At 66.6% G+C, this 25,767-nt stretch carries 30 protein-coding genes; 10 read left to right on the plus strand and 20 right to left on the minus strand.

Annotation, left to right across the window (positions count from 1 at the left end; all coding sequences use genetic code 11):
* Positions 1 to 2: 2 nt before the first annotated feature.
* Positions 3 to 278, minus strand: coding sequence for an acylphosphatase (locus tag UB43_RS10145; RefSeq protein WP_045210362.1), 276 nt, complete (start codon positions 276 to 278; stop codon positions 3 to 5).
* A complete protein-coding gene (locus tag UB43_RS10150; protein ID WP_045210363.1) occupies positions 278 to 748 on the minus strand; it encodes a TlpA disulfide reductase family protein in 471 nt (156 codons plus the stop codon). The genes UB43_RS10145 and UB43_RS10150 overlap by 1 nt, the downstream gene beginning before the upstream one ends.
* A gap of 30 nt (positions 749 to 778) precedes the next feature.
* Here UB43_RS10150 and UB43_RS10155 point away from each other — a divergent pair, with 30 nt between their 5' ends.
* Both UB43_RS10155 and UB43_RS10160 read left to right on the plus strand, forming a co-directional pair.
* Complete coding sequence (locus UB43_RS10155; protein WP_045210364.1) at positions 779 to 2,188, plus strand: PilZ domain-containing protein; 1,410 nt, start codon at positions 779 to 781, stop codon at positions 2,186 to 2,188.
* A 185-nt stretch (positions 2,189 to 2,373) separates the two neighbouring features.
* Complete coding sequence (locus UB43_RS10160; RefSeq protein WP_045210365.1) at positions 2,374 to 2,769, plus strand: hypothetical protein; 396 nt, start codon at positions 2,374 to 2,376, stop codon at positions 2,767 to 2,769.
* Between the two features lie 4 nt (positions 2,770 to 2,773).
* Here UB43_RS10160 and UB43_RS10165 read toward each other — a convergent pair whose 3' ends face one another.
* A complete protein-coding gene (locus tag UB43_RS10165; RefSeq protein ID WP_045210366.1) occupies positions 2,774 to 2,971 on the minus strand; it encodes a hypothetical protein in 198 nt (65 codons plus the stop codon).
* A 157-nt stretch (positions 2,972 to 3,128) separates the two neighbouring features.
* The gene (locus UB43_RS10170; RefSeq protein ID WP_045210367.1) at positions 3,129 to 4,358 is read right to left on the minus strand and encodes a YihY family inner membrane protein; all 1,230 of its coding nucleotides are present in this window, start codon (positions 4,356 to 4,358) and stop codon (positions 3,129 to 3,131) included.
* A gap of 126 nt (positions 4,359 to 4,484) precedes the next feature.
* Between UB43_RS10170 and arsC the strand changes: the two genes are divergently transcribed.
* The 4 genes from arsC to UB43_RS29155 are packed head-to-tail and all read left to right on the plus strand — an operon-like array spanning position 4,485 to position 6,532.
* Positions 4,485 to 4,838 carry an arsenate reductase (glutaredoxin) gene (gene arsC, locus UB43_RS10175; protein WP_045210368.1) on the plus strand — a complete coding sequence of 118 codons (354 nt, stop codon included), beginning with the start codon at positions 4,485 to 4,487 and terminating at the stop codon, positions 4,836 to 4,838.
* Positions 4,835 to 5,431 (plus strand): NAD(P)H:quinone oxidoreductase, encoded by a 597-nt coding sequence (wrbA, locus tag UB43_RS10180; protein ID WP_045210369.1) that lies wholly within the window; start codon positions 4,835 to 4,837, stop codon positions 5,429 to 5,431. Before arsC ends, wrbA begins: the two co-directional genes overlap by 4 nt.
* Positions 5,432 to 5,851 (plus strand): DUF2069 domain-containing protein, encoded by a 420-nt coding sequence (locus UB43_RS10185; protein WP_045210370.1) that lies wholly within the window; start codon positions 5,432 to 5,434, stop codon positions 5,849 to 5,851. It begins immediately after the preceding gene.
* A gap of 3 nt (positions 5,852 to 5,854) precedes the next feature.
* Positions 5,855 to 6,532, plus strand: a complete 678-nt coding sequence (locus UB43_RS29155) for an alpha/beta fold hydrolase (protein ID WP_082085815.1) — start codon at positions 5,855 to 5,857, stop codon at positions 6,530 to 6,532.
* 9 nt (positions 6,533 to 6,541) lie between these two features.
* Here UB43_RS29155 and hda read toward each other — a convergent pair whose 3' ends face one another.
* Both hda and UB43_RS10200 read right to left on the minus strand, forming a co-directional pair.
* Complete coding sequence (gene hda / locus UB43_RS10195) at positions 6,542 to 7,246, minus strand: DnaA regulatory inactivator Hda (protein WP_024764559.1); 705 nt, start codon at positions 7,244 to 7,246, stop codon at positions 6,542 to 6,544.
* Positions 7,247 to 7,391: 145 nt separating this feature from the next.
* Positions 7,392 to 8,432 carry a DUF2066 domain-containing protein gene (locus UB43_RS10200; protein ID WP_045210372.1) on the minus strand — a complete coding sequence of 347 codons (1,041 nt, stop codon included), beginning with the start codon at positions 8,430 to 8,432 and terminating at the stop codon, positions 7,392 to 7,394.
* A gap of 213 nt (positions 8,433 to 8,645) precedes the next feature.
* Here UB43_RS10200 and purM point away from each other — a divergent pair, with 213 nt between their 5' ends.
* From purM to UB43_RS10215, 3 genes are read left to right on the plus strand one after another with little or no spacing between them, the layout of a single operon-like run.
* Complete coding sequence (purM, locus tag UB43_RS10205; protein ID WP_045210373.1) at positions 8,646 to 9,707, plus strand: phosphoribosylformylglycinamidine cyclo-ligase; 1,062 nt, start codon at positions 8,646 to 8,648, stop codon at positions 9,705 to 9,707.
* Complete coding sequence (purN, locus tag UB43_RS10210) at positions 9,707 to 10,357, plus strand: phosphoribosylglycinamide formyltransferase (RefSeq protein WP_045210374.1); 651 nt, start codon at positions 9,707 to 9,709, stop codon at positions 10,355 to 10,357. Before purM ends, purN begins: the two co-directional genes overlap by 1 nt.
* Positions 10,358 to 10,367: 10 nt before the next feature.
* Positions 10,368 to 11,084, plus strand: coding sequence for a DUF3108 domain-containing protein (locus UB43_RS10215; RefSeq protein WP_024764562.1), 717 nt, complete (start codon positions 10,368 to 10,370; stop codon positions 11,082 to 11,084).
* 213 nt (positions 11,085 to 11,297) lie between these two features.
* Here the strand turns inward: UB43_RS10215 and UB43_RS10220 are convergent, their stop codons facing one another.
* From UB43_RS10220 to UB43_RS10235, 5 genes are all read right to left on the minus strand, one after another.
* A complete protein-coding gene (locus UB43_RS10220) occupies positions 11,298 to 12,236 on the minus strand; it encodes a DUF2167 domain-containing protein (protein ID WP_045210375.1) in 939 nt (312 codons plus the stop codon).
* 273 nt (positions 12,237 to 12,509) lie between these two features.
* Positions 12,510 to 13,061, minus strand: a complete 552-nt coding sequence (locus UB43_RS10225) for a glutathione peroxidase (RefSeq protein WP_045210376.1) — start codon at positions 13,059 to 13,061, stop codon at positions 12,510 to 12,512.
* A 48-nt stretch (positions 13,062 to 13,109) separates the two neighbouring features.
* Positions 13,110 to 13,232 (minus strand): hypothetical protein, encoded by a 123-nt coding sequence (locus tag UB43_RS30070; RefSeq protein WP_256205158.1) that lies wholly within the window; start codon positions 13,230 to 13,232, stop codon positions 13,110 to 13,112.
* Complete coding sequence (locus UB43_RS10230; RefSeq protein ID WP_156160403.1) at positions 13,229 to 14,422, minus strand: MFS transporter; 1,194 nt, start codon at positions 14,420 to 14,422, stop codon at positions 13,229 to 13,231. The genes UB43_RS30070 and UB43_RS10230 overlap by 4 nt, the downstream gene beginning before the upstream one ends.
* Before the next feature lie 74 nt (positions 14,423 to 14,496).
* Positions 14,497 to 14,913: a MarR family winged helix-turn-helix transcriptional regulator gene (locus UB43_RS10235; protein ID WP_045210378.1), complete on the minus strand. Its 417-nt coding sequence runs from the start codon at positions 14,911 to 14,913 to the stop codon at positions 14,497 to 14,499.
* A 174-nt stretch (positions 14,914 to 15,087) separates the two neighbouring features.
* Between UB43_RS10235 and UB43_RS10240 the strand changes: the two genes are divergently transcribed.
* Positions 15,088 to 16,908, plus strand: coding sequence for an acyl-CoA dehydrogenase C-terminal domain-containing protein (locus UB43_RS10240; RefSeq protein WP_045210379.1), 1,821 nt, complete (start codon positions 15,088 to 15,090; stop codon positions 16,906 to 16,908).
* A 345-nt stretch (positions 16,909 to 17,253) separates the two neighbouring features.
* Here the strand turns inward: UB43_RS10240 and UB43_RS10245 are convergent, their stop codons facing one another.
* From UB43_RS10245 to UB43_RS10285, 9 genes are all read right to left on the minus strand, one after another.
* A complete protein-coding gene (locus UB43_RS10245) occupies positions 17,254 to 18,072 on the minus strand; it encodes an adenosylcobinamide-GDP ribazoletransferase (RefSeq protein WP_082085816.1) in 819 nt (272 codons plus the stop codon).
* 11 nt (positions 18,073 to 18,083) lie between these two features.
* Complete coding sequence (gene cobC, locus UB43_RS10250) at positions 18,084 to 18,671, minus strand: alpha-ribazole phosphatase family protein (RefSeq protein WP_045210380.1); 588 nt, start codon at positions 18,669 to 18,671, stop codon at positions 18,084 to 18,086.
* Positions 18,668 to 19,723: a nicotinate-nucleotide--dimethylbenzimidazole phosphoribosyltransferase gene (gene cobT / locus UB43_RS10255; RefSeq protein WP_045210381.1), complete on the minus strand. Its 1,056-nt coding sequence runs from the start codon at positions 19,721 to 19,723 to the stop codon at positions 18,668 to 18,670. Before cobT ends, cobC begins: the two co-directional genes overlap by 4 nt.
* The gene (gene cobU, locus UB43_RS10260) at positions 19,720 to 20,241 is read right to left on the minus strand and encodes a bifunctional adenosylcobinamide kinase/adenosylcobinamide-phosphate guanylyltransferase (protein WP_045210382.1); all 522 of its coding nucleotides are present in this window, start codon (positions 20,239 to 20,241) and stop codon (positions 19,720 to 19,722) included. Before cobU ends, cobT begins: the two co-directional genes overlap by 4 nt.
* A 172-nt stretch (positions 20,242 to 20,413) precedes the next feature.
* Positions 20,414 to 21,862, minus strand: a complete 1,449-nt coding sequence (locus UB43_RS10265; protein WP_045211276.1) for a cobyric acid synthase — start codon at positions 21,860 to 21,862, stop codon at positions 20,414 to 20,416.
* 23 nt (positions 21,863 to 21,885) lie between these two features.
* A complete protein-coding gene (gene cobD / locus UB43_RS10270) occupies positions 21,886 to 22,887 on the minus strand; it encodes a threonine-phosphate decarboxylase CobD (protein WP_045210383.1) in 1,002 nt (333 codons plus the stop codon).
* Positions 22,887 to 23,816 (minus strand): adenosylcobinamide-phosphate synthase CbiB, encoded by a 930-nt coding sequence (gene cbiB / locus UB43_RS10275; protein WP_045210384.1) that lies wholly within the window; start codon positions 23,814 to 23,816, stop codon positions 22,887 to 22,889. The genes cobD and cbiB overlap by 1 nt, the downstream gene beginning before the upstream one ends.
* Positions 23,813 to 24,463 (minus strand): 5,6-dimethylbenzimidazole synthase, encoded by a 651-nt coding sequence (bluB, locus tag UB43_RS10280; RefSeq protein ID WP_045210385.1) that lies wholly within the window; start codon positions 24,461 to 24,463, stop codon positions 23,813 to 23,815. The genes cbiB and bluB overlap by 4 nt, the downstream gene beginning before the upstream one ends.
* Positions 24,460 to 25,755 carry a cobyrinate a,c-diamide synthase gene (locus tag UB43_RS10285; protein ID WP_045210386.1) on the minus strand — a complete coding sequence of 432 codons (1,296 nt, stop codon included), beginning with the start codon at positions 25,753 to 25,755 and terminating at the stop codon, positions 24,460 to 24,462. The genes bluB and UB43_RS10285 overlap by 4 nt, the downstream gene beginning before the upstream one ends.
* Positions 25,756 to 25,767 lie beyond the last annotated feature (12 nt).

Below are 25,767 nucleotides of genomic sequence, written 5' to 3' on the forward strand. Positions count from 1 at the left end.
GCCTAGCGGCGAACGATGAAGCCGGTGATGCCCTGGGGCGTCATCGGCTGCAACTCCACCGCCGTCACCCTGGCCTTCACCGGGCCGCGCGCCAGCCACTTCTCCAGTTCGCGCACCGCGTCTTCCTCACCTTCAATCAACAGCTCGACGCGCTCATCCTCGAGGTTGCGAATCCAGCCGTCGATGTCCAGGCGCTCGGCCTGCTCCTGGGTGCTCTGGCGGTAGTAAACACCCTGCACCTTGCCGCTGATGTAGCCATGCAGACAGATCCTCGCCATCACTGCTTCTCCTCGCGCAATGCACTCAGGCGCGCCTGCAGGCCGGCGGCGGTCTGCTCACCGAGCAACTGCTCACGCATCTTGCCCTCAGGGTCGACGATGTAGGTTACAGGCAGCGCTTCGCTGCGCGGCAGGCTGTAGCGCGGCGCAGGGTCGTCGGCCAGCACGGTGTACTGCACGCCCAGGGCCTGCGAGGCCTTCGCCAGGTCCGCGTTGCGCAGTCCATCGAAGTTCACCCCCAGCACCCGGAAACCCTTCGCCTTGCCCTCCTCAGCCAGATGATTCAGCTCGGGAATTTCCTTGCGGCAGGGTGCGCACCACTCCGCCCAGTAATTAATAACTAGCCACTGGCCATCCACACTCTTAGCGGGTACTTTCTGTCCATGCTGATCGGTGCCATAGTCCGCCGAGCACCCGGCCAGGATCAGGCCGGCCATCAAGCCCATCACAATACGGAGCCGCACTCCCATGCCTTCAATCCTCGTGTATGCGGGGTGGTCATGATGCTCGATGCCCTGCGCCTGGAGGTGCCGGACATCCTCGAAGAAGACGCCGAGGCAATGAGCAACCTGGCGGTCAGGCTCCAGGAATCGCGGCAACAGCCCCTGCAGGAAGGCCTGCAGAAGGCGTTGGGCACGCTGTTTCGCCTCAACCGATGCGCGCTGACCTTACTGGAAAGACAACGCGCCCTGCAAAGCCTCAGCGAAGAATACCGGCATTACGAACGGCTGATCCGCCAGGAAAAGGCCCCGCCGGCGCTCTTCGTGCACTTCTGCAGCGAACTCGCCGCCGGCTTCAAGCGCCTGCTGCTGCAGATCCTGCACGGCCGCAAACCGTCGCGGCCGCACATGGCCTGGTGCCTGTACATGGCCCAGCACTTCCTCGCCCAGGCCCTGCTGCGTCACTACCAGCAGTACCAGCAGCCACCGGGCAGTTTATGGCGCGATAGCCACCTGCTGTACTGGATCGGCGAGCACCAGGAGTGCCTGGACGAACCGGTGGCGGCGGCATTCGACCCGATCCCGGCCGGCACCTTGCGCGGGCTGTACCAGCAGATCCTGCTGCTGGCCCTGAGCAACCCGTTCCACCTGACCGAGGGCGAAGCCCCCCAGCTGTTCTCGGCCCTGGCGCCCCTGGCCGCGCTGAGCCGCCTGCTGCCCTGGGACGACGAGGAACAGGAAGGCTTCGTCGTCGACCTGGGTTCGGACGAGCCCTGCCTTGCAGTTGAACAGGCCGCTGATGCACCGGCCGATCAACTGCGCCGGCTGGAACTGGGCGCCCTGCTGATTGCCCTGCACGACCCGGCGCCACTGCGCCGCCTGGACCAGGGCGTGCTGCTGGAGCGCGTACGACACCATTGGCTTGGACACCAGACGCGCCGTCATGAGCGTGCCGAACAGCAGGGTACCTGCCGTGTCGTCGTCGGCCTGCCGGCCATTCAGCAGCACCTGCTGGACAGTTCGGCCAGCCCCTGCCGGGAAGCGGCCCTGATGGACGCCAGCGCAGGCGGCGCCCGTATTCTCTGCACCGGCCAGCACGCCGGGCAGTTGCCGGTTGGCCAGTTGCTGCTGATCCCCGGCAATGGCGGCACGCCGACCCTCGCCGTGGTGCGCTGGCGGCACCTCAACAACGAAGGACTGCACCTCGGCCTGCGCTACCTTAAAGGCCTTCCCCGTCCGGTCTGGCTGCGCCGCGCACCTGACGCGCAGCGTCACCCGGGCGTCCTGCAGAGTACGCCGGAGCCGGGCAACGGCTGGTATCACGGTCTCTGGGTAGCCCAGGGGCAGTTCGTCGAAGGCGAGAACCTGTGGCTGCAACTGGCCAGCTTCGACAACCAGACCATATTGCCGCTGCCCGTAGCCAACCTCAGCACGCCATTGGTAGCTCGCCACCCGCTGCGCCTGGCCTGATTGTCGAATTTGGGAGAGATATCACAGGCAAGATCGGCAGTAAGCCCGGAATGCCTGGACGCCACCTCCCTATAATTCGAACGTTCGTCCTGATTCTCGGGACGACTCTCGCTCGCCGATTATTCAGCGGCCTTCAGAATGCGACTGGCGCCATGCACGCCAGCCTCCATCGACAGGACAGCCCGATGCAGCCTACAGACCAGCTTGTCAGCAAGGTTCCCAGCCATATTGTCGCCAGCGCACGGCCGGCCAATGCGGCCAACGGGGGACGACTGGTCGACTTCAATGTCGCGGTCTGGCTACATTTGCCCGGCGTGGCGGAACTGCCGGTGACGCTGCTGCTCAGCTACCGTGATGGCGAGCGCAGCCGGGAAGTGGTGATCGACCATGGCACGGTCAACAAGCAGAGCCGCATCCTGCTGTCTGCCGTAGCCCGGCTGCCGTTTTCACAGCGGATCGAGGATGCGCAGATCAAGCTGCGCGCAGCCATTCCCCTGTCGCGGGTAATCGCCGAGGAAGTCTTCATGCAGGCGGTGGAACAGCAGGCCGGCGCAACGCGTCCGGTAGCCACCAGCCTCTGAAGGCTCAGCCCAGCTGACGCACCAGCGTATCGTCGTCCGACGACTCGACAGCGGCGGGTTCGGCAGCTTCCTGAGCAACGGACGGCAGGAGCGATTCGGGCCAGCTGCTGAACTGCAGACCAGTGATTCTATTCAACCGCTCCAGGGCGCTCGTCAGATCGCGCTGGTGCAGATGTACTACGTTGTTCTGGTCTTTTTTCATGGATTCGCTGGCCCTGGAGGAACTTCTAAAGGACTCCTGTGTCCTGAATCCTCCATAGCCAGAACTGTGCCAATTCTGAAATAGCCAGAAATGGCGCATTTCTGAAGTGGTACAAAGTCGTCAAAGAATCAGATTCGCCGCAAACTGACGTTTTCCGTCACTCGGAATGTGACGGCTTCAACCATTTCGCCAGACTGTCCCCGAACAGCTCTTGCCGATCGGCCTGATAGCGCGCCAGCGTTTCACGCAATTCAGGGTACCAGGGCTCGTCCAGCTCGGCCGGCAAGGCTTCCAGGCAAGGCAACGGCCAGGGGCTGCGGTTGAGCAGGTGATGCAGGCTGTAGCTGCCCAGGTCGCGGCACAGCACCCAGGCGGCGGTGGTCGAGCCGGCACGGCAGACCAGTTGCTCGCCCTCGAGAAAATCCAGCACTTCTTCCCACTCGTCTTCCGGCAGCAACCAACCGGCGCGGTGCAGATGCACCAGGCGCGTCGGCAGGCCGTGGCGCTGACGGTCGAAGAACACCCGCAGCACGCCGAGGATCACCAGCAGACGCGGCAGGGCGCGGCGGCGCCAGAGCCGGGTCGAGGACAGGTTGCAGACCAGCTCGGCACCGAACAGCACGATCAGCCAGGACAGATACACCCAGAGCAGGAACAGCGGCACGGTGGCAAAGGCACCGTAGATCAGCTTGTAGCCGGGGAAGAAGCTCACATAGAAGCCGAACAGCGACTTCGCCGCTTCGAACAGGATCGACGTGAAGACACCACCCGCCAGCGCGTGCAGGAACGGCACCCGCGCATTGGGCACCGCCGCATAGATCAGGGTGAAGGCCGCCACGCTGGCCAGCAGCGGCATGAACTTCAGCAGCATCGCCGCCCCCGGCAACGCATGGGGCCCGGAGAGCAGCGATAGCGAAGTGATGTAGGTGGACACGGCGAAACCGGTGCCCAGCAGCAGCGGGCCAAGGCTGAGGATCGCCCAGTACAGCAGGAATCGAGTCACCCCCCGGCGCGGCTGGCGCACGCGCCAGATGGCATTGAAGGCCTTCTCGATGGTCACCAGCATGGTGAAGGCGGTGACCGCCAGGAAAGCCACGCCCAGCCAGGTCAGATGCCGCGCCTGCACTGTGAAGTTGCGCAGGTAGGCTTCCACCGCCTCGCCGGTGGACGGCACGAAGTTGCGGAACACGAACAGCTGGATGCGCTCGCCCATGCCCTCGAAGGCCGGCACGGCCGAGAGCATGGCGAAGGTCACCGTCATCATCGGGACGACCGCGAACAGCGTGGTGTAGGTCAGGGCCGCGGCGCTGTTGGGCGCTTTGTCGGCCAGGAAGCGCTGGACCAGATAACGGCCGAATTCGACCAGGCCCTGCAAGCGTTCGTGCATGAAGTGTCCTTTGGCTGCACTGAAAAAAACCGTCCTCGTAGATCGCGGCGAACGACAGCGGTTCAGTCCAGTCCGAGGAGGCGGTTAGAATAGCCGCCACTTCATCGGCCTTGCGAGTCCCGGCACATGAGCCAGATTTCACTTTTCCATAATCCGCGCTGCTCCAAATCCCGTGGCGCCCTCGAACTGCTCGAGGAACGCGGCATCCAGCCCGAGATCATCCGCTACCTGGAAACTCCGCCCAGCGCTGCCGAACTCAAGGCACTGCTCGGCAAGCTGGGCATCGGCGCGCGCCAGCTACTGCGCACCGGCGAGGACGAATACAAGGAGCTGGACCTGGCCAACCCGGCACTGGGCGATGACCAGCTGATAGCGGCGATGGCCAGCCATCCCAAGCTGATCGAGCGCCCGATCTTCATCGTCGGCGACAAGGCGGTGATCGGCCGTCCGCCGGAGAAGGTGCTGGAGATTCTGCCTTGAGCACTCCCTATATCCTGGTCCTGTACTACAGCCGCCACGGCGCCACCGCCGAAATGGCGCGGCAGATCGCCCGCGGCGTCGAGCAGGGCGGACTGGAAGCGCGCGTGCGCACGGTACCGGCGGTGTCCACCGAGTGCGAAGCCGTCGCCCCGGACATCCCGGCAGAAGGCGCGCTCTACGCCACCCTGGATGACCTGAAGGGCTGCTCCGGCCTGGTCCTCGGCAGCCCGACCCGCTTCGGCAACATGGCAGCACCGCTCAAGTATTTCCTCGACGGCACCAGCAGCCTGTGGCTGACCGGAGGCCTGGTGGGCAAGCCAGCGGCGGTCTTCACCTCCACCGCCAGCCTGCACGGCGGCCAGGAGACCACCCAGCTGTCGATGATGCTGCCGCTGCTGCACCACGGCATGATCATTACCGGCATCCCCTACAGCGAGCCCGCCCTGCTGGAAACCCGCGGCGGCGGCACGCCCTACGGCGCCAGCCACTTCGCCACTGCCGACGGCAAGCGCAGCCTGGACGAACACGAAATCACCCTGTGCCGCGCGCTGGGCAAGCGCCTGGCCGAAGTCGCCCGCAAACTGGAGAGCTGAATGGCCCGCAAGAACAAACCGCTGCCGCCCATGGAATGGCTCAAACCCCGGCTGGCCGCCAGCCGCGCGGTCGCACTCGGCAGCTTCATCGGGCTGATCCTGCTCATCGTCATCTGGGACCTGCTGTTCGCCGATGCCCACGGTGGCGCGCACTGGGTGCCTTGGGCCTTCCTGGGCTTCAAGCTGCTGCCGCTGCTGGTGGTGGCACCGGGCATCCTGATCGGCAGCGCGCGCGGCCATGCCTGGGCGTGCTACGTGATCAACCTGTACTTCATCCTCGGCGTGCTCAACGCCTTCGATCCCAACCACGCCATCTTCGGCTGGGCGGAGATCATCCTCAGCGTGTCGCTGTTCTGTTCGGCGCTGATGTACACGCGCTGGCGCTTCCAGTACGACCGCAAGCTCGCTGGCGAGAGTTGACCGGTGCGGTTGCTGCTTCTACCTGGGCTTAATGGCAGCAACCGTCTATTCACCCCTCTACTGCCTCATCTGCCAGCCAACCTGACCGTGGAATGTCTTGAACTGCCTGAAGAGGGTGCCCAGGACTACCCGAGCCTGGCGGACGCACTACAACCCAAGTTGGGAAGTACTCCCTTCGTGCTGCTGGGCGAATCATTCTCCGGCCCCCTGGCCAGAATGCTCGCCCAACGCTCTCCAGCAGGGTTGCGAGGAATCGTTTTCGCCGCCACCTTCGCCGAACGGCCGAGCCCGCTGCTTCGCCTGCTCCAGTTCCTTCCTCTGCCGCCAGCCGCTCTGCTAGCCCAGCGCAGATTGATTCGTCAGTTCTGTGTGGGGCGGAGTGCTTCGGAAGCGCTGGTGAATTTGGTCGCTGATGAAGTCCGCCGACTGCCAGCAGCACAGATTCAGGCGCGTCTGAAGGTGCTGGCCCAACTTCGCAAATCGACCTCGCCACTGAGAACTCCCTGCCTGAGCCTGGTGCCGCTGAACGACCAACTGGTGAGCATGCGCGCACGAGCCAGCGTTGCCGCCGGCTGCGAAAACATCAGGACGAAGGAAATTACCGGCCCGCACTTTCTGCTGCAAAGCAGACCTGAACCCTGTGCGGCCGCCATCGCGGCGTTTCTGAATGAGCTGAGCTGAAACCGGGGCCTACCAGCCCATGGTTTCCTTGAGGAAAGGAATGGTCAGCTTGCGCTGGGCCTGCAGCGAGGCCTTGTCCAGCTCGTCCAGCAGGTCGAAGAGGAACTGCATGCTGCGCGCGCCGCGGGTGAGGATGAAGCGCCCCACTTCGTCGGTCAGGTGCAGGCCACGGCGCGACGCGCGCAACTGAAGGGCGCGCAGCTTCTCGTCGTCGGTCAGCGGGTGCAGCTGGAAGATCAGCGAGAGCGTCAGGCGGGACTTCAGGTCCGGCAGCTTCACCCCCAGCTCGCGCGGCGACACCGAGGCCGACAGCAGCAGCTTGCGACCGGAATCGCGCAGGCGGTTGAACAGGTGGAACAGCGCCTCTTCCCATTCGCGCTTGCCGGCCAGGGCGTCGAGATCGTCCAGGCACACCAGCTCGCGCTGTTCGAGGTTGTCGAAGATTTCCGGGCCGTAGGCCACCAGATCGGCCATCGGCAGGTAGACCGACGGTTCGCCCAACTGCTCGGAGCGAATGCACGCAGCCTGCAGCAAGTGGCTGCGGCCCACGCCCTCGGCGCCCCAGAGATAGATCAGGCTTTCCGTCCACCCTGCCTCGGGCTCGCACAGACGCTCGACATAGCCGAGCGCCGCGGCGTTGGCACCGGGGTAGTAGTTGGCGAACGTTGCGTCATCGCGCAGACGTACGCTGAGTGGGAGCTGCATAGGAGTCATGCCGGGCCGGGCGTTTCTTCAATCGCTTGGGGTGGGCCTTGGTGACTGAAAGTTTATCCAAATCAGAAGGATAACGCAGCTACCACGTGCGACTCAGAGCCACCGGCGCCAGGAAGCGGGACTTTGCCCGCTTCCGCAGGGCTCATTACCAGTGGAAGCGCAGGGTGTTCTGCGCCGGCACGGCCGCGTTCGGCACCGCTTGGCCATTGGCGTCGACCGCCGGTTGCGCAGGCTCGGCCGGGGCCTCCTGCAGGCGGGCCAGTGCCAATTGCGCACGCAGTTGCTCGGTGCTGGCAGTCACGCGGTAGACGAGCTTGTTACCCTGGACCTCCACCAGCTTGGCACCCATCGGCTCCAGCAGGCGCGAGACTTCGGCGTAACGGGCCAGGTCGGCGCCCTCGATCTGCAGGACCTGGGCCGAAGCCGAGCCGGCCGAACCGACGAAACGCTGCGACAGGCGCTGGGACACGCCGAGCATCACCGCATCGGCCAGCGCGTCCGGGGTATCGCCCTGGGCCTGGCCCTGTTCACGGCTGTCGCCCATCCACACGCGCCAGGTGGCGGTCCACTTGCCGTCGGCTTCCTTGGCGTCCACCGCCAGCAGGGCATCGGCGCCATAGCGTTCGGAGGCGGCCTTCAGAGCGTCAGGCTGCGCGGCGTTGAGGTTCTCCGGAGTACCGACCTGCTGCTCGCTGAGATCGGCCATCGGCAGACGCAGCGGCAGGCCACGGCGCTGGGCGGCACGGTTCAGCGGGGCAGAGGCTTCCTGGCTATCACCCACCAGGCTGCTGCCGTTGGCGCTTTCGTTCAGCCACCAGGCCAGCACGCTCGGGCGGCTGGCGCCCCAGACCGGCAGGCCGGCCTGGCGCAGGGCGTTGTCGGTGGCGGTCGGGTCGAAGTCCACCACCAGCGCCATGGGCGGGCCGTTCTCGAAGCCGTACTGGCTGATCAGTTGCTGCGGATCCTTGAAGTAACCGGCCAGCGCCGGGCTCTGCGCGGCGCTGGCGTTGCCGGTCAGGCGCAGCACCAGGGTCTGCAGGGCGCGGGTCAGGCCGGCATTGCGCTCGTCCGGCTGCTGGGAAGCGACCGGTTCGTGCACCTGGTACAGGTTGCCCAGCGTTTCAGCGAAGGACGGCAGGCTGAACAGCGTCAGGCAGAGGATCAACAGGCGGGCGGTCAGGCGCATGGCGGGTTCTCGCGCAGGAAAACGAAGGCGCCGTCGACAAACGCGACGGCAAGGAAGGCCTATACCTTAAACAGCCGTCCGGCCAGCGGCAACAGCGCGAGATGGCCGCTGCCGGGCAAGCCTGATAAAATCCCGCGCCTCCCGCGCAGGCCGGGAAGCGCGAACGGCGCACCCGGCGGCAAGACGAATCATCCCTTCTATAGGCCTGGATTTATGAGCAACAAGCAACCCTCGTTGAGCTACAAGGACGCCGGTGTGGACATCGACGCCGGCGAAGCCCTGGTCGAACGCATCAAAGGCGTCGCCAAGCGCACCGCACGTCCTGAAGTGATGGGAGGCCTGGGTGGCTTTGGCGCTCTGTGCGAAATCCCGGCCGGCTACAAGCAACCCGTACTGGTCTCCGGCACCGATGGCGTCGGCACCAAGCTGCGCCTGGCGCTGAACCTGAACAAGCACGACAGCATCGGCCAGGACCTGGTCGCCATGTGCGTGAACGACCTGGTCGTGTGCGGCGCCGAGCCGCTGTTCTTCCTCGACTACTACGCCACCGGCAAGCTCAATGTCGACGTGGCTGCCACCGTGATCACCGGCATCGGCGCCGGCTGCGAGCTGGCCGGCTGCTCCCTGGTCGGTGGTGAAACCGCCGAGATGCCGGGCATGTACGAAGGCGAAGACTACGACCTGGCCGGCTTCTGCGTCGGCGTGGTGGAAAAGTCCGAGATCATCGACGGCTCGAAAGTGGTCGCCGGCGACGCCCTGATCGCCCTGCCCTCCTCCGGCCCGCACTCCAACGGCTACTCGCTGATCCGCAAGATCATCGAAGTCTCCGGTGCCGACATCGAAGCCACCCAGCTGAACGGCCAGCCCCTGGCCGACCTGCTGATGGCCCCGACCCGCATCTACGTGAAGCCGCTGCTGCAGCTGATCAAGCAGACCGGCGCGGTCAAGGCCATGGCCCACATCACCGGCGGCGGCCTGCTGGACAACATTCCGCGCGTACTGCCGGACAACGCCCAGGCGGTGGTCGACGTGGCCAGCTGGCAGCGCCCGGCGGTGTTCGACTGGCTGCAGGAAAAAGGCAACGTCGACGAGACCGAGATGCACCGCGTACTGAACTGCGGCGTGGGCATGGTCATCTGTGTCGCCCAGGACCAGGTCGAGGCATCCCTGAAGGCCCTGCGTGACGCCGGCGAGCAGCCGTGGGTCATCGGCCGCATCGAGGCTTGCGCCGCCGACGCCGAGCGCGTGGTCCTGAACAACCTGAAAGGCCACTGATGTCCACACCTTGCAATGTCGTGGTGCTGATTTCCGGCTCCGGCAGCAACCTGCAAGCCCTGATCGACAGTCTCGCCGGCGCTGAAACGCCGGCGGTGATCCGCGCGGTGATCTCCAACCGCGCGGACGCCTACGGCCTGGAGCGTGCGCGCCAGGCCGGCATCGAGACCCGTTTCCTCGACCACAAGGCCTACCCCGACCGCGAAAGCTTCGACGCCGCGCTGATCCAGGCGATTGACGGCTTCGACGCCGATCTCGTGCTGCTCGCCGGCTTCATGCGCATCCTCAGCGCGGACTTCGTGCGTCACTACCAGGGCCGCCTGCTGAACATCCATCCGTCCCTGTTGCCCAAGTACAAGGGCCTGCACACCCACCAGCGGGCGCTGGAGGCTGGCGATGCCGAGCACGGCTGCAGCGTACACTTCGTCACCGAGGAACTTGATGGTGGTCCTCTGGTCGTACAGGCGGCAATCCCGGTAGAGTCTGACGACACGCCGGAAACGCTGGCGCAGCGCGTGCACGTGCAGGAACATGTGATCTATCCGCTGGCCATGCGCTGGTTCGCCGAAGGCCGAGTCAGGCTGGGCGAACATGGCGCCATGCTGGATGGGGAGCTTCTGCCCGCATCCGGCCATTCGTACCGAACCTAGGAGATTCGCGATGCGTAGAGCTCTGTTATTCCTGATGGCCGTGCTGACCCTGCCGGCCCAGGCTTATGAGCTGGAACCGTTCGACGCCAGCTACACCGCCGACTGGAAGCAGATGCCCATCAGCGGCACCGCCTCCCGCAGCCTCAAGCAAGGCGACGGCGGCCGCTGGGAGCTGAATTTCAAGGCCTCCATGCTGCTGGCCAGCCTGACCGAGAACAGCACGTTCAAGGTCGAGAACGACACCTACCTGCCGCTGACCTACCGCTGGGCCCGCGAAGGCCTGGGCAAGAACAAGCAGACCGAGCTCGATTTCGACTGGGCCGAGAAGCAGGTGCTGGGCAGCGACCGTGGCGACCAGGTACGCCAGCCGCTGAACAAGGGCCAGCTGGACAAATCCACCTACCAGCTCGCGCTGCAGCATGACGTGGCCGTTGGCAAGAAGGCCATGAGCTACCAGGTCATCGAGGGGACCGACGTCGATACCTACGACTTCCGTGTACTCGGCGAGGAGAAGGTGCGTACCCAGGCCGGCCTGATCACTGCGATCAAGGTGGAGCGCGTGCGCGACCCCACCAAGAGCAACCGCAAGACCATCCTCTGGTTCGCCAAGGATTGGGACTTCCTCCTCGTGCGCCTGTACCAGCAGGAGTCCGACGGCAAGGAGTACCAGATCATGCTCAAGGAAGGCACCGTGAACGGCAAGGCCGTTCAGGGCGAGAAAGGCTGATCCTTCAGCGCAATAGAAAAAGCCGGGCAAATGCCCGGCTTTTTCTTGTCCGCTTGCGCTGTTGCCATGACCCTGTAGGAGCGAGCTTGCTCGCGAACAGAGTTCCAGGCGGCTCCGGCATCAAGCGGTTCGCGAGNNNGCTCGCTCCTACAAAGAGCCCAAAAAGCCGGGCAATTGCCCGGCTTTTCCTTGCCTGGAGAATCAGGCGGCGTATCAGCCTTCGTTCGACGGCTTGCGCTTGAAGCGGCGGGCGATCCAGCCGATGGCCAGGGCCGGGACGATCCACAGCTTCTTCAGCAGGACCAGCAGGGTCGCGAACAGGCCGACCTTGGCGGCAACCTTGCCGGCGATCAGCGCGCCCAGGCCATAGGCGGCGACCTTGTCGACGCTGGGGTTGAAATCGACGTAGCGGTTGCCCGGATTGAACTCGGTCATCGCCAGCACCTTGCTGACGTTCTTCTCGATTTCCGGCAGCTGCTCCATGCCCGCGACGAAGTTCAGCACCAGCACGCCTTTGCGGCCCAGCGCGCGGATGTTGTAGTTCAGCGTGTGCTCCTTGGCGTCGCCGAACTGCAGCTCCTTGGCCCAGTAGAGCTTCTTCTCGGCGGCGTCGTAGCGCGGCGGCGCGGCCCAGCCGATCAGCTGGATCGCCTCGAAGCCCTGCTGCTCGCGCTGCGGGTTGGCCTCCTTGAGGTCATCCTGCATGTCCTTGAGCATCTCGGCATAGTCGATCTTCGCCGCATCCTCGTCGGAGACGTAGCCGCTCTCCTCGTACTGCACGGTCACCGCCCAGGACTCGGCAGCAAAGGGCGACACGCCGGCCGGCATCAGCATGCCCAGCGGCGGTTCAGCGTTCGGCGGGTTGCCCCAGGCTTCGAGAACGCGCTCGGCATCCTTGCCGTCGAGGAAGACGAAGTTATCCGGCAGATCGAAGGTCGCGAGGTTGTCGCCGACCACCACCTTGCCCTTCTGGAAGTGCAGGCTGGCGACGAAGGTTTCGGGCGACATCTCCTCGTCCGACTCGGCGGCGGGGGTGGGAGCAGCGGCAGCCGCGGGGGCTTCGCTCTGATTGGAAGTGGCGGGTGCGGCGAACGCCGGGGCGGCGACGGCCTGGGCGAGCAAGGCAGCCAGGAAGAGGGCTTTGCCATCCATAGGGGTGAATCTCCTGAATCGAATCCATGACATCGGCGGCCACCGGTGGTGGCGCCGGGCACGGATTGTCTCACTGACCCAGCCGGTCTGTAACAGGAAATTTCTGCAACCTTCGGGCGCACGCACAAAAAAGCCGGGCATCAGTCCGGCTTCGATCCGCACACAAGCGAGGCTCTTGTAGGAGCGAGCTTGCTCGCGAACAAATCAGCCGGCAGCGCCTGTGCCAAGTGGTTCGCGAGCAAGCTCGCTCCTACGAAGAGCTCATCCGCACCTTTACGGCTGGCTCGCGATGGCCTTCTCGATGGCGGCCTGCAGCTCCGGGTCATCCGGTTTGGTCAGGCTGGAAAACTCCGCCACCACCTTGCCCTGGCGGTCCACCACGTACTTGAAGAAGTTCCAGCGCGGCACCTGGTCGGCCTGCTGGGCGAGGTCCTTGAACAGCGGGATCGCCTCGTCGCCGCTGACGTGCTGCACCGAGGTCATGTTGAAGGTAACGCCGTAGTTGCCGTAGCAGATCTTCGCGGTCTCGGCGGCGTCAGCGTCTTCCTGCTTGAAGTCGTCGGAGGGCACGCCGAGCACTTCCAGGCCCTGGCCCTTGTACTTCTGGTAGACGGCTTCGAGCCCCTTGAACTGCGGGGTGAAGCCGCAGTGGCTGGCGGTGTTCACAATCACCAGCGGCTTGCCGGCATACAGCTCGCACAGGTCGAGCACGTCCTTGGAGCGCAGCTTGGGCAGTTCGCCCTGGGTCTTGAGCAGCGCCGGGCAATCGGCGGCCTGGGCCGCCAGCGGCAAGAGAAGCGAGAGGGCAAGCAGGGAAAGACGCATGGCAGTGATCCTCGAATTATCCCGTCACGCTACCCCGCGCGCCGAGCATCAGCAACTGCCCATGCCCAGTTGCATCAGCGCCAGCCCGCCGCGCTGCCAGCCCCACCAGGCGAGACCCGCCAACGCCAGGCCAAGGCCCAGCACCAGGGCGATCACCAGTGGGCGCTTCACGCCGCCCCCAGTGCCGGGCGTTCGACCGGGCGCTCGCGTACCGGCCAGTTGAGCAGGCCGGCGAGCAGGCTGAGGAGGATGGAAACCTGCCAGACCAGATCGTAGTTACCGGTGTGGTCGTACACGTAGCCACCCAGCCAGCCACCGAGGAAGGCGCCGATCTGATGGAACAGGAACGTGATGCCGCCGAGCATCGACAGGTTGCGCACGCCGAACAGCGTAGCGACCGTGCCGTTGGTGAGCGGCACGGTGGACAGCCAGAGCAGGCCCATGGCGATGCCGAAGGCGTAGGCCGTCCAGACGCTCAGCGGCGCCCAGATGAAGGCGACGATCACCACCGCGCGCAGCAGGTACAGGCCGGTGAGCAGCCGGGGCTTGCTCATCCGTCCGCCGAGCCAGCCGGCGAGGTAGGTGCCAAACACGTTGAACAACCCCACCAGCGCCAGCACCGTGGTGCCGACGGTGGCCGGGAGGTGGCGGTCCACCAGGTAGGCCGGCAGGTGCACGCCAATGAACACCACCTGGAAGCCGCAGACGAAGAAGCCCAGGGACAGCAGCCAGAACCCGGAATGCCCGGCCGCCTCGCGCAGCGCCTCGCCCAGGGTCTGCTCGTGGCCCTGCATGGGCAGCGGCTTGTCCTTCATCAGCGCGGCCAGTGGCACGATGAAGGCCACCAGCAGGCCCAGCGCCAGCAGCGCAGCGGACCAGCCCAGCCAGCCGATCAGCCCGAGGGTGCCCGGCAGCATGGCGAACTGGCCGAAGGAGCCGGCCGCCGCCGAGATGCCCATCGCCATGCTGCGCCGCTCCAGCGGCACCGCGCGGCCGACCGCACCGAGAATCACCGAGAACGAGGTGCCCGACAGGCCGATGCCGATCAGCAGGCCAGCGCTCATGGACAGGCTGAAGGCCGAGTCGGAATAGCCCATCAGCACCAGGCCGACGGCATAGAGGATGCCGCCCACCAGCACGGTGCGCATGGCGCCGAAGCGGTCGGCGATGGCACCGGTGAACGGCTGGGCGATCCCCCAGATCAGGTTCTGCAGGGCGATGGCGAAGGCGAAGGTCTCGCGCCCCCAGCCGAATTCGGCGCTCATCGGCGCCAGGAACAGGCCGAAGCCGTGGCGAATGCCCAGGGACAGGGCGAGGATCAGGGCGCCGGATAGCAGTATCCAGAACCCCGTGCGCGACAGCTTCGACATCAGTTGCTCCTACACGGGTATATACCCGCTTTTAATCATTGTTCCACGTTGCACGCAGGCCGCCGCTAGGCCTCCAGCGCGGCCAGTTCATCCAGCAAGGCTTCCAGCTGACGGCGCTTTTCATCGCCCAGATGCGACGCCACGTCCTGCTGCGCCGCGTCCCAGGCATCACGACCCCGTACGATGCGCTCGAGCCCGGTCGGGGTCAGCACCACGATCCGGTTGCGCTGATCCTCACCCTCTTCCAGCTTCACCAGGCCATCGGCCTCCAGCGGCTTGAGGTTGCGCCCCAGCGTACTGCGGTCCAGGCCCATGGCATCGGCCAGTTCGGAGATGCTGGGCTGCTCCAGCCGCGACAGGTGCCGCAGCAGAGAAAACTGCGCAGTCGTCAGCCCGACGCCCTTCAGGGCATCGTCGTAGACGCGGGTCACGGCGCGGGCCGAGCGGCGCAGTTTGGTGCAGAGGCATTGGGTCGTCAGCATGGATACGTGTATATACCCGCAACTTCAAGTCGGTCAATGGCCGCCGCGACCGATTGTCCCATCTGCCAGCGCGAGGCGTTGACGCAGCCAAGGGCATCGTGCGGAGCCGGTCGTATAACTGCGGCCATCCAGCCCCGCGCTTTCGACGGGGCGCATCACGGTCCGAGGTCCCCGATGCCCGTCTACAAAGCTCCGCTGCGCGACACCCGTTTCCTGCTCAACGAAGTCTTCGATTTCCCCGGCCACTACCAGAATCTGGTGAATGGTGGCGAAGCCACGCCGGACATGGTCGATGCCATCCTCGGCGAATGCGCCAGGCTCTGCGAAGAGGTCATCGCCCCGCTCTACCACAGCGGCGACGAGGAAGGCTGCCACCTGGAAAACGGCGAAGTGCGTACGCCCAAGGGCTTCAAGGAAGCCTACGACGCCTACGTGGCTGGCGGCTGGCAGGGCCTTTCGCACCCGGTGGAATATGGCGGCCAGGGCCTGCCGATGAGCCTGGGCGCGCTCAAGCAGGAAATGCTGGGCACCGCCAACTGGCCGTTCTCGATGTACCCGGGCCTGTCGCTGGGCGCGATGAACACCGTCATGCAGCACGGCACCGAGGAACAGAAACACACCTACCTCACCCCGCTCACCGAAGGCCGCTGGGGCGGCACCATGTGCCTCACCGAGCCGCAGTGCGGCACCGACCTGGGCCAGGTGAAGACCCGCGCGGAAACCAACGCCGACGGCAGCTATGCGATCACCGGCACCAAGATCTTCATCTCCTCGGGCGAACATGACCTCACCGAGAACATCGTGCACATCGTCCTCGCCCGCCTGCCCGACGCGCCCAAGGGCACGCGCGGCATCTCGCTGTTCATCGTGCCGAAGTTTCTGCCGGGCGACGGGGGCAGCCTCGGCCCGCGCAACGGCGTGACCTGCGGTGCGCTGGAAAAGAAGATGGGCATCAAGGCCTCGGCCACCTGCGTGATGAACTTCGACGGCGCCACCGGCTACCTGATCGGCGAGCCGAACAAGGGCCTGGAATGCATGTTCACCTTCATGAACAGCGCGCGCATCGGCACCGCCATCCAGGGCGTCGCCACCGCCGAACTGGCCTACCAGGGCGCACTGGCCTATGCCCGTGAGCGCCGCTCGATGCGCGCCCTCTCCGGCACCAAGGAGCCGGGGGAGATCGCCGATACCCTGATGCACCACGGCGATGTACGCCGCATGCTGCTGACCCAGAAAGCCGTGGCCGAGGGCGGCCGCGCGCTGATCTATCTCGCCACCCAGTACGCCGACAAGATGATCCAGGGGCTGCTGACCAACGACAACGCCGAGTACGACCGCTGGGACGACAAGCTCGGCTTCCTGACGCCGATCCTCAAGGGCTGCCTGACCGAGTTGGGCCTGGAGAGCGCCAACCTGGGCATGCAGGTATTCGGCGGCCACGGCTACATCAAGGAACACGGCATGGAGCAGATCGTCCGCGACGCGCGGATCGCCACGCTCTACGAAGGCACCACCGGCATCCAGGCGCTGGACCTGCTCGGCCGCAAGGTGCTGCTGATGACCCAGGGCAAGGCCGTGCGCGACTTCACCCGCCAGGTGGCAAAGTTCGCCGTCGACCTGCTCAAGCAGGAACCGGCCATGCGTGGCCGCGCGCTCACGCTGCTCAAGCTCTGCGCGCAGTGGAACATCCTCACGCTGCGCATCGCCCTCACCGCGCGCAAACAGCGCGACCTGGTGAGCACCGCCAGCCATGACTACCTGATGTTCTCCGGCTACGCCGCGCTGGCCTATTCCTGGGCGCTGCAGGAAGCCGCCGCAAGCAAGCGCCTGCGCCAGGGCGGCAGCGAATCGAGCGACTTCTACAAGGCCAAGATCGCCACCAGCGACTTCTACTTCGCCCGCCTGCTACCCCGCGCCAAGGGGCACGCCTCGGCGATGGCCAAGCCGGTGCGGTCGATCATGGGGTTGAAGACGGAGCATTTCGCGTTCGATTGATCGGCAGACGAAAACTCGATCCTGCCGCTATCGGCAGGATGGCGTGGAGCACAGCGATACCCATCAATCCCGCACACCGGCAGCATGGGTATCGCTACGCTCCACCCATCCTACGCCCCCACCGATACCGCTCCAGTTGTAGGGCGGATAACGCGTCAGCGTTATCCGCCGCTAATGGGCCAGCGGATAACCTGTTCCAGGTTATTCGCCCTACGGGGCTGAAGGGAGAGGGCTTTTGTAGGAGCGANNNTGCTCGCGAACCGCATGGCACCGATACGGCTGATAAATCCGTTCGCGAGCAAGCTCGCTCCTACACGCACAGCCCACGCGCCTATCCGTTGGACCCTAGAGCGCCAACGCCACCAGCACCGCGCACTCGATCATCTCCAGCATCGCGCCGGCGGTATCCCCGGTGGTGCCGCCCAGGCGGGCGATGAAGCGGCTGCGCAGCCAGACGAACATCACCAGCGCGACCGCCAGCGCCAGCATGCCGGTCAGACCCGCCAGCACCATCAGCGCGGCGTTGGCCGCCAACATCCAGGGCATGGCGCGGCGCGGCAGGTGATCGGCCAGCGCCTGGCCCAGGCCGCCCTTGCGGGCGTATTCGGTGGTGTAGAACAGCAGCGGCAACGCGCAGCGCCCCAGCCAGGGCGCCAGCAGCAAACCCCAGTGCTGGTGATTACCGAGAATGGCGGTGATCGCCGCGAACTTCAGCAGCAGCAACAGCACCAGGACGACGACTGCCGCCGGGCCGCAGCGTGGGTCCTTCATGATCGCCAAAGTGCGCTCGCGATCACCCAGCCCGCCGATCCAGGCGTCAGCCGAATCGGCCAGGCCGTCCAGGTGCAGAGCGCCGCTGAAGGCCACCCACACCAGCAGCACCAGCGCCGCCTGCAGCAGCAGGTGCACGCCGCTGAGCAGCTCGCCCATCGCAAACAGCACAGCGCCGATCAACAGCCCCACCAACGGGTAATACAAGGTGGCGCGGCCAAATTGCTGCGGCGTCGGCATGTGTCTCAGAGGCACCGGCAGGCGGGTGAGGAACTGCAACGCCACGAGAGGCAGGCACCAGTCGCTGAGCTGGGCCGCGCGCACGTCATCGCCGCTCTCTTCGGCAGGCTGCTCGGGTGCTTCCTGATCGCGTTCCGGGTGCGGAGTATTCATCAGGGGTCGACTCAGGGTTGCGCCTTGTGGATGCGCCAGCTGTTGCCCTCGCGGGTCACGTCCAGCGCCATGCATTCGCCGTGGGCCACCACCACTTCCAGCAGACGCTTCGCCGGCAGGCCGTTGGCCAGGGCGCCGAACAGGCGCATCACGCCGCCATGGGTGACAACCAGCACGGACGATCCAGCGTGGGTCTGGTAGAGGCGCTCCAGCGCCGCGAAGACACGGGATTCGAAGTCGCCCATGGCCTCGCCACCCGGTGGAGGGAAAGCGTAGGGATCGTCCCAGAAGCGCCCGAGCGCCTGCGCATCCGTCTCCATCAGCTTAGCTGGCGAAATGCCTTCCCACTGGCCGAAATCCAGCTCCTGCAGGCCCGGCTCAAAGCCCAGCGGCAAGCCGTGGCGCGCCGCCAGCTCCCTGGCAAAGGCCGCGCATCGCTGCAACGGCGAGCTGACCAGCGCCGACCAGCGGCACTCATCCCCCAAAGCCTCGCGCATCTGGGCCCAGCCGGTTTCGGTCAGCGCATCGTCCAGGCGCCCGCGAAAGCCACCGCCCAGTTCGGTCTCGCCGTGACGCAGCAACTCCAGGCGCAACGTCATGCAGGGCGGTCCGACACCGCGGCCTCGGCGAAGGTCGCCATGCCGCTGTGCAACCGGCACGCCTGGCGCAGCAGCGGCACCGCCAGCGCCGCGCCGCTACCCTCGCCCAGACGCAGGCCGAGGTCGAGCAACGGCTGCGCGTCGAGCGCGGCCAGCACACGGTTGTGTCCCGGCTCGGCGCCGGCGTGGGCGAACAGCAGCCAGTCCCTGCAACCGGGATTGAGGTGCGTGGCGCACAGCGCGGCGGTGGTGCAGATGAAACCGTCCACCAAGACCGGAATGCCCTTTTGCGCACAGGCGAGATAGGCGCCCACCAGCGCGGCGATTTCGAAGCCACCGAGGCGGCACAGTGCCTCGAAGGGCTCGTCGCAGTGAGCGCGGTGCAACGCCAGCGCGCGGTCGATCACCTCGACCTTGCGCGCGACGCCCTGCGAGTCCAGCCCGGTACCGGGGCCAACCAGCGCCTGCGCCGGCTCGTCCAGCAGGGCGCAGGCGAGTGCCGCCGCCGAGCTGGTATTACCGATGCCCATTTCGCCGCCGATGAACAATTCCGCACCGGCCTGCTGCGCGCGGCGCACGGATTCGCGACCGGCTTCCAGCGCGATCAGGCACTGGGCGGCAGTCATCGCCGGCTCCTTGGTGAAATTCGCGGTGCCCGCGCCGACCATCACATGCAGCACACCTGGCAGCGGTTCCAGCGGCGTGGCGGTCCCCAGGTCGATCACCTCCAGCCGCGCGTCGAGGTCGCGGGCCAGCACGCTGATCGCCGCACCGCCGCGCACGAAGTTGCGCAGCATCTCGACGGTCACCGCCTGCGGATAGGCCGACACGCCTTCGGCGACCACGCCGTGGTCACCGGCGAACAGGGCGATCCAGACATGCTCCAGGGTCGGCCGCTCGCGCCCCTGCAGGCCGGCGAGGCGGATGGTCTCTTCCTCCAGCCGGCCCAGCGCGCCGCGCGGCTTGGTCAGCTGGTCCTGGCGCGCAGCGGCCTTGTCCTGCGCCACGCGGTCGATCGGCTGGGTACCTTGCAGCCACCATTGCAGACTCATAACGCTTCCCCCTTCAACACCATGGGCAGGCCGGCGACGGTGAACACCACGCGCTCGCTGACCTCGGCCAGGGACTGGTGCAGCCAGCCGGCCTCGTCGACATATCGGCGGCTGAGTTCGCCCATCGGCACCACGCCCAGCCCGGTTTCGTTGCTGACCAGGATGATTCGCCCCGGCAGTTGCGGCAGCGTTTCCAGCAGCGCGTCGATCTCGCCGCGCAGGCGCCAGCCGTCTTCATGGATCAGCAGGTTGGTAACCCACAGGGTCAGGCAGTCCACCAGCACGCAGTGCTGCGGCGCCGCCAGGCGCTCCAGCGCGTCGGCCAGGGCCAGCGGTTCTTCCACCAGCCCCCAGTGTTCCGGGCGGCGCTCGCGGTGCTGGAGGATGCGCGTGGACATCTCGCCGTCGCCGGCCTGGGCCGTGGCGACGTAGGTGACCGGCAAGCCGCTTTCCTGCGCCAGGCGCTCGGCCAGGCGGCTCTTGCCCGAGCGGGCGCCGCCGAGGATCAGTTCAAGCATGGGTTCTCCCAGTCGATCGGGACCTGTAGGAGCGAGCTTGTTCGCGAACAGAGGTTTGCGGGCACGCCGGAGTCATGCGGTTCGCGAGCAAGCTCGCTCCTACAAGAAAGCGTGTCTCCGGCGTTATTCGTCGACTTCACGGCGAGGCGGGATGGCGGATAACCGCGAACGGTCATGCGCCCTGCAGTCCGCATAACAACCTCAGTTTTTCGGTATCCAGATGCGCCTCGACCTGATCGGCCAGGAGCTCGATGTCGCGCTCGCGCAGGGCGTGGTAATCGATGTGCTGCACCTCGCGCAGCCCCGCCCAGTGCAGCAGCGCAGCACTGGCGGCGGCGGACTCGAACAGCCCGTGCAGGTAAGTGCCCATCACCTGGCCATCGTCGCTCAACGCGCCATCGGCACGGCCATCGCTCAGGCGCACCGCGGGATTGGCCAGCGCCGGGCCTTCGGTGACGCCAGCGTGGATCTCGTAACCACTCACCGCAGCCCCTTCCAGCGCCAGCTGGCCGCTGACATTGCGCAGCTGCTTCTCCGGTTCCAGCACGGTGCGCAGGTCCAGCAGGCCGAGCCCTTCGCTCTCCCCCGCCGCGCCTTCCAGGCCATGCGGGTCGGCAAGCGTATGACCGAGCATCTGCAAGCCGCCGCAGATGCCCAGCACTTTGCCGCCGTAGCGCAGGTGGCGCTGGATCGCCGCGTCCCAACCTTGCGCGCGCAGGAAAGCGAGGTCAGGACGCACGCTCTTGGAACCAGGCAGGATGATCAGATCCGCCGGCGGGATCGGCTGGCCGGGGCCGACGAAGGTCAGCTCCACCTGCGGGTGCAGGCGCAGCGGGTCGAAGTCGGTGTGGTTGCTGATGCGCGGCAGCACCGGCACCACCACGCGCAGGCGCTCGCCGGTCTTGGCGGCCTGGCGGGTGTCGATGGCATCCTCGGCTTCCAGGTGGAAATCCATCAGGTACGGCAGCACGCCGAGCACCGGCACGCCGGTGCGTTCTTCCAGCCAGTCGAGGCCGTTCTGCAACAGCGCGATGTCGCCGCGGAAACGGTTGATGACGAAACCCTTTACCCGCGCCCGTTCACTTTCGGAGAGCAGCTCCAGGGTGCCGACCAGATGGGCGAACACGCCGCCACGATCGATGTCGGCGATCAGGATCACCGGGCAGTCCACCGCCTCGGCGAAGCCCATGTTGGCGATGTCGTTGGCGCGCAGGTTGATCTCCGCCGGCGAGCCCGCGCCTTCCACCATCACCACCGGGTACTGCGCGCTGAGGCGCTGATGGGACTCGAGCACCGCCTGCATCGCCACGCGCTTGTAGTCGTGGTAGGCCACGGCGTTCATGCTGGTGACCGCGCGGCCATGGATGATCACCTGGGCGCCGGTGTCGCTGTTGGGCTTGAGCAGCACCGGGTTCATGTCGGTATGCGGCGCCAGATTACAGGCCTGCGCCTGCACCGCCTGGGCGCGGCCGATCTCGCCGCCGTCGGCGGTCACTGCGCTGTTGAGCGCCATGTTCTGCGGCTTGAACGGCACCACCGCGATGCCCTGCCGGCGTAGCCAGCGGCACAGCGCAGTCACCAGCGTGCTTTTGCCGGCGTCCGAGGTGGTGCCCTGCACCATCAGCGTCGCGCTTTTCGGGGTAATCAACGCAGGCTCTCCATCTGGTTGAAGGTGCGCAGGCCGTGCTCCAGGCGCTCCCAACCCTTCTCGTCCGGCGGCAGGCCGAAGCGCAGGCTGCCGGGCGTCTCGAACAGGCGCACGAGGATGCCCTGGCGCGCCAGGTGATCGCGCAGCGCATGGGCACGCATCGACACCACCCACTGGAACAACGCCGTGCCGCCCTGCGGGGCGAAGCCATGCTCGCCGAGCAGCCCGGCCAGGCGCCGGCTGGCGTCATGCAGGTCGCGGCGGCGCTGGATCTGTTCCTGGAACTCGCCCAGCACCGCCTGGGCAACCCAGCGTGTCGGGCCGTTCACCGCCCAGGGGCCGAGCAGTTTCGCCAGGCTATCCAGCAGGCGCGGCTCGGCGAAGGCAAAGCCCAGCCGTGCGCCGGCCAGGCCGAAGAACTTGCCGAAGGAGCGCAACACGATCAGCCCCGGACGGCTCGCGCAGCTGGGCGCCAGGCTGTGCTCGGGCGTGCAGTCCATGAAGGCTTCGTCCACCACCAGCCAGCCGCCGCGCTCCTGCAGGCGCGCATGCCATTCCAGCAGCACGCCGGCCTCGATGCGCCGGCCGGTGGGGTTGTTCGGGTTGACCACCACCAGCACATCGAAGCGCTCCAGGTGATGGGGGACTTCCTGGTCGCTGACCTCCCGCAGGATGTGCCCGGCGGCACGCCAGGACTCGGCGTGCTCGGTATAGCAGGGTGAGACCACGCCGACCTTGCCGGGCCGGCGCAGCCGCGGCAGCAGCTGGATCGCCGCCTGGCTGCCGGGCAGCGGCAGCAGCTTCTCGGCGCCGTAGTAGCGCCGCGCAGCGGCCTCCAGGCCGTCGCTGTCCTCGGGCAGGCGCATCCAGGCTGCCGCCGGCACGCTGGGCAACGCCCAGGGCCAGGGCGAGATGCCGGTAGACAAGTCCAGCCACTCGGAGAGCGGAATTCCGTACTGCTGCGCCGCTTTGCGCAACCGGCCGCCATGTTCGAGCATCAGAGCACTCCCAGAATCAGGATGATCAGCAACCACAACAACACGCCCTGACGTACCAGGGCCAGCGCGCGCCAGATGTCCACGGCAGTTGGCGCCGGGCCTTCACCCAACTGCGGGCGTTCGTGGAGCTCGCCGTGGTAGCGGGCGGAGCCGCCCAGCGAAACGCCCAGCGCCCCCGCACCGGCGGCCATCACCGGACCGGCGTTGGGACTGTCCCACTGCGGTGCCTGCGTGCGCCAGCAGCGCAGCGCGAGACGGTTGTGGCCCAGCAGCGCGTAGGTGAACGCCACCAGGCGCGCCGGAATGTAGTTGAGCACATCGTCGATCTTCGCCGCGGCCCAGCCAAAGCGTTCGAAACGCGCGTTGCGGTAGCCCCACATGGCGTCGAGGGTGTTGCTCAGGCGATAGAGCACCACGCCCGGCGCACCGGCCAGGGCGAACCAGAACAACGCCGCGTAGACCGCGTCGCTGCCGTTCTCCAGCACCGATTCGGTAGCGGCTCGGGCCACGGCGGTGTCGTCCAGTTCGGCAGTTTCGCGGCTGACCATGTAGCCCACGCGCAGGCGCGCTTCGTTCAGGTCACCGGCGCGCAAGGCCAGCGCTACCGGCTCGGCATGTTCGCCCAGGCTTCGCAGGCCCAGCGCGGCGTACAGCGCGAGCGCCTGGACGACCCAGCCGACGTAGGGCAGCAGGCTCAGCAACAGCGCGATGAGCGTCAGCGGGACGACCGCGATGATCCAGGCGGTGACGCCATGGCTGCGCCAGCCGAGGCCGGGGGTGTCCTTGCCGGCGTCGGCGCGGGAACGGTTGAAGCGCCGCTCCAGCCGATCCGCCAGGCGTCCGAAAGCCACCAGCGGATGCCAGCGTTTCGGCTCGCCCAGCAGTGCATCCAGCACCATGCCGAGGACGCTCAGCAAGGCCAGGCTCATGGCTGTTCTCCCCAGTGGTTTTCGTAAAGCAGCTCGCTGAGCGCGCGCGGCTGGCGCCAGCCTTCCAGGGCCAGCATCGGCGCCGGGTAGAACTCGCTGACCGGGCCGAGGCAGATCACCGCCACGGCTTCGGCTCCCGCCGGCAGGCCCAGCAGCTCGCCCAACGCGGCTGGATCGAACAGCGACACCCAGCCCATGCCCAAGCCTTCGGCGCGCGAGGCCAGCCAGAGGTTCTGGATGGCGCAGGAGAGCGAGGCCAGATCCATGTTCGGCAACGTACGACGACCGAAGACATGCGCCTCGCGGCCATCCATCAAGGCGGCCACCAGCACTTCGGCGCAGTCGAGCACACCCTCGACCTTGAGCTTCATGAACTCGTCGGAGCGTTCGCCCAGTGCCTCGGCGGTGCGCTCGCGCTCCTCTTCCACCAGAGCATGGATCGACTGGCGCAGCGCCCGCGCGGTGACGCGGATGAAGCGCCACGGCTGCATCAGGCCGACGCTGGGCGCCTGGTGGGCAGCTTCCAGCAGGCGCGCGAGCAATTCGGGCGCCACCTCGCCACCGCTGAAATGACGCATGTCGCGGCGCTCGGCGATGGCGCGGTAGAGCGCGGCGCGTTCCTCGGGGCTGTAGGCGTGATCGGTCATGGTCTGAAGAGTGCGGCCGCGGCATCCGGATCGGATGGCAGGTAGAAGTGGATGTAGGACGCCGTGAGACGGCCACGTCGGAACACGGCCTCGGCCACCGGCTTGTCGTTCGGGCAGACGCCACGGGCCAGCGGTATTTCGGCGCTGTCGAGCAACGAATGGTGGAAGGTGTGCCCGCGCAGGGTGCCTTCGGGCAGCGTCACGGCCTGCAGCGCCAGCGCGGCGAGGCGTTTCTGCATGCGCGCCTCGCCCGGCAGCAGGCCCAGCAGCTCCCCGCGTTCGCCGGCTACGTCAGTCAGCGCATCGAGCAGATAGAGCATGCCGCCGCACTCGGCGAGGATCGGCTTGCCCATCTCGTGGTGGGCGTGAATCGCCTGGGCCATGGCGCGGTTGGCGGCCAGCGCCTGCAGGTGCAGTTCCGGGTAGCCGCCGGGCAGGTAGAGGCTGTCCACCTCCGGCAGCGATTCGTCACGCAGCGGCGAGAAGAACACCAGTTCAGCACCCAGCTCGCGCAGCAGGTCGAGGTTGGCCTGATAGAGGAAGGCGAAGGCGTTGTCCCTCGCCACGCCGATGCGCACTCCGTCGAGGGCGGAAGATTCGCTGCGCGGCTCGGGCACGGCGAAGCTCACCGGCGCCGGCAACTCGGAGCTGGCACTGGCAGCCAGCGCATCGGCGGCGGCGTCCAGGCGTGCGTCGAGGTCGGCCAGTTCGTCGGCCTGTACCAGGCCGAGGTGGCGGCTGGGCAACTCCACTTCGGTGTCGCGCGGCAGTGCGCCATACCAGCGAATCCACTCGGGCAGGCTATCGCGCACCAGGTCGCGGTGGCGCTGGCTGCCGATGCGGTTGGCGAGCACGCCAGAGAACGGCAGGTCGCGCTGGTAGGTGGCCATGCCGACGGCCATCGCACCGAAGGTCTGGGCCATGGACTGGCCGTTGATCACCGCCATCACCGGCACATTGAAGCGCCGCGCCAGATCGGCGGCCGAGGGCGAGCCGTCGAACAGGCCCATCACACCTTCGATGAGAATCAGGTCGGCCTCGCCGGCGGCCTCCCAGAGCAACCGGCGGCTTTCGCTATCGCCGACCATCCACAGGTCCAGCTGATAGACCGGCGCGCCGCTGGCGCGGGCGAGGATCATCGGGTCGAGGAAATCCGGACCGCACTTGAACACCCGCACCTTGCGCCCGAGACGCGTGTGCAGGCGCGCCAGGGCGGCGGTCACGGTGGTCTTGCCCTGCCCGGAAGCGGGGGCGGCGATCAGCAGGGCGGGGCATTGGCGCGCATCGAGCATCAGGCGTGCTCC

The sequence above is a fragment of the Pseudomonas sp. 21 genome (assembly GCF_000955805.1).
GTDB lineage: Bacteria > Pseudomonadota > Gammaproteobacteria > Pseudomonadales > Pseudomonadaceae > Pseudomonas.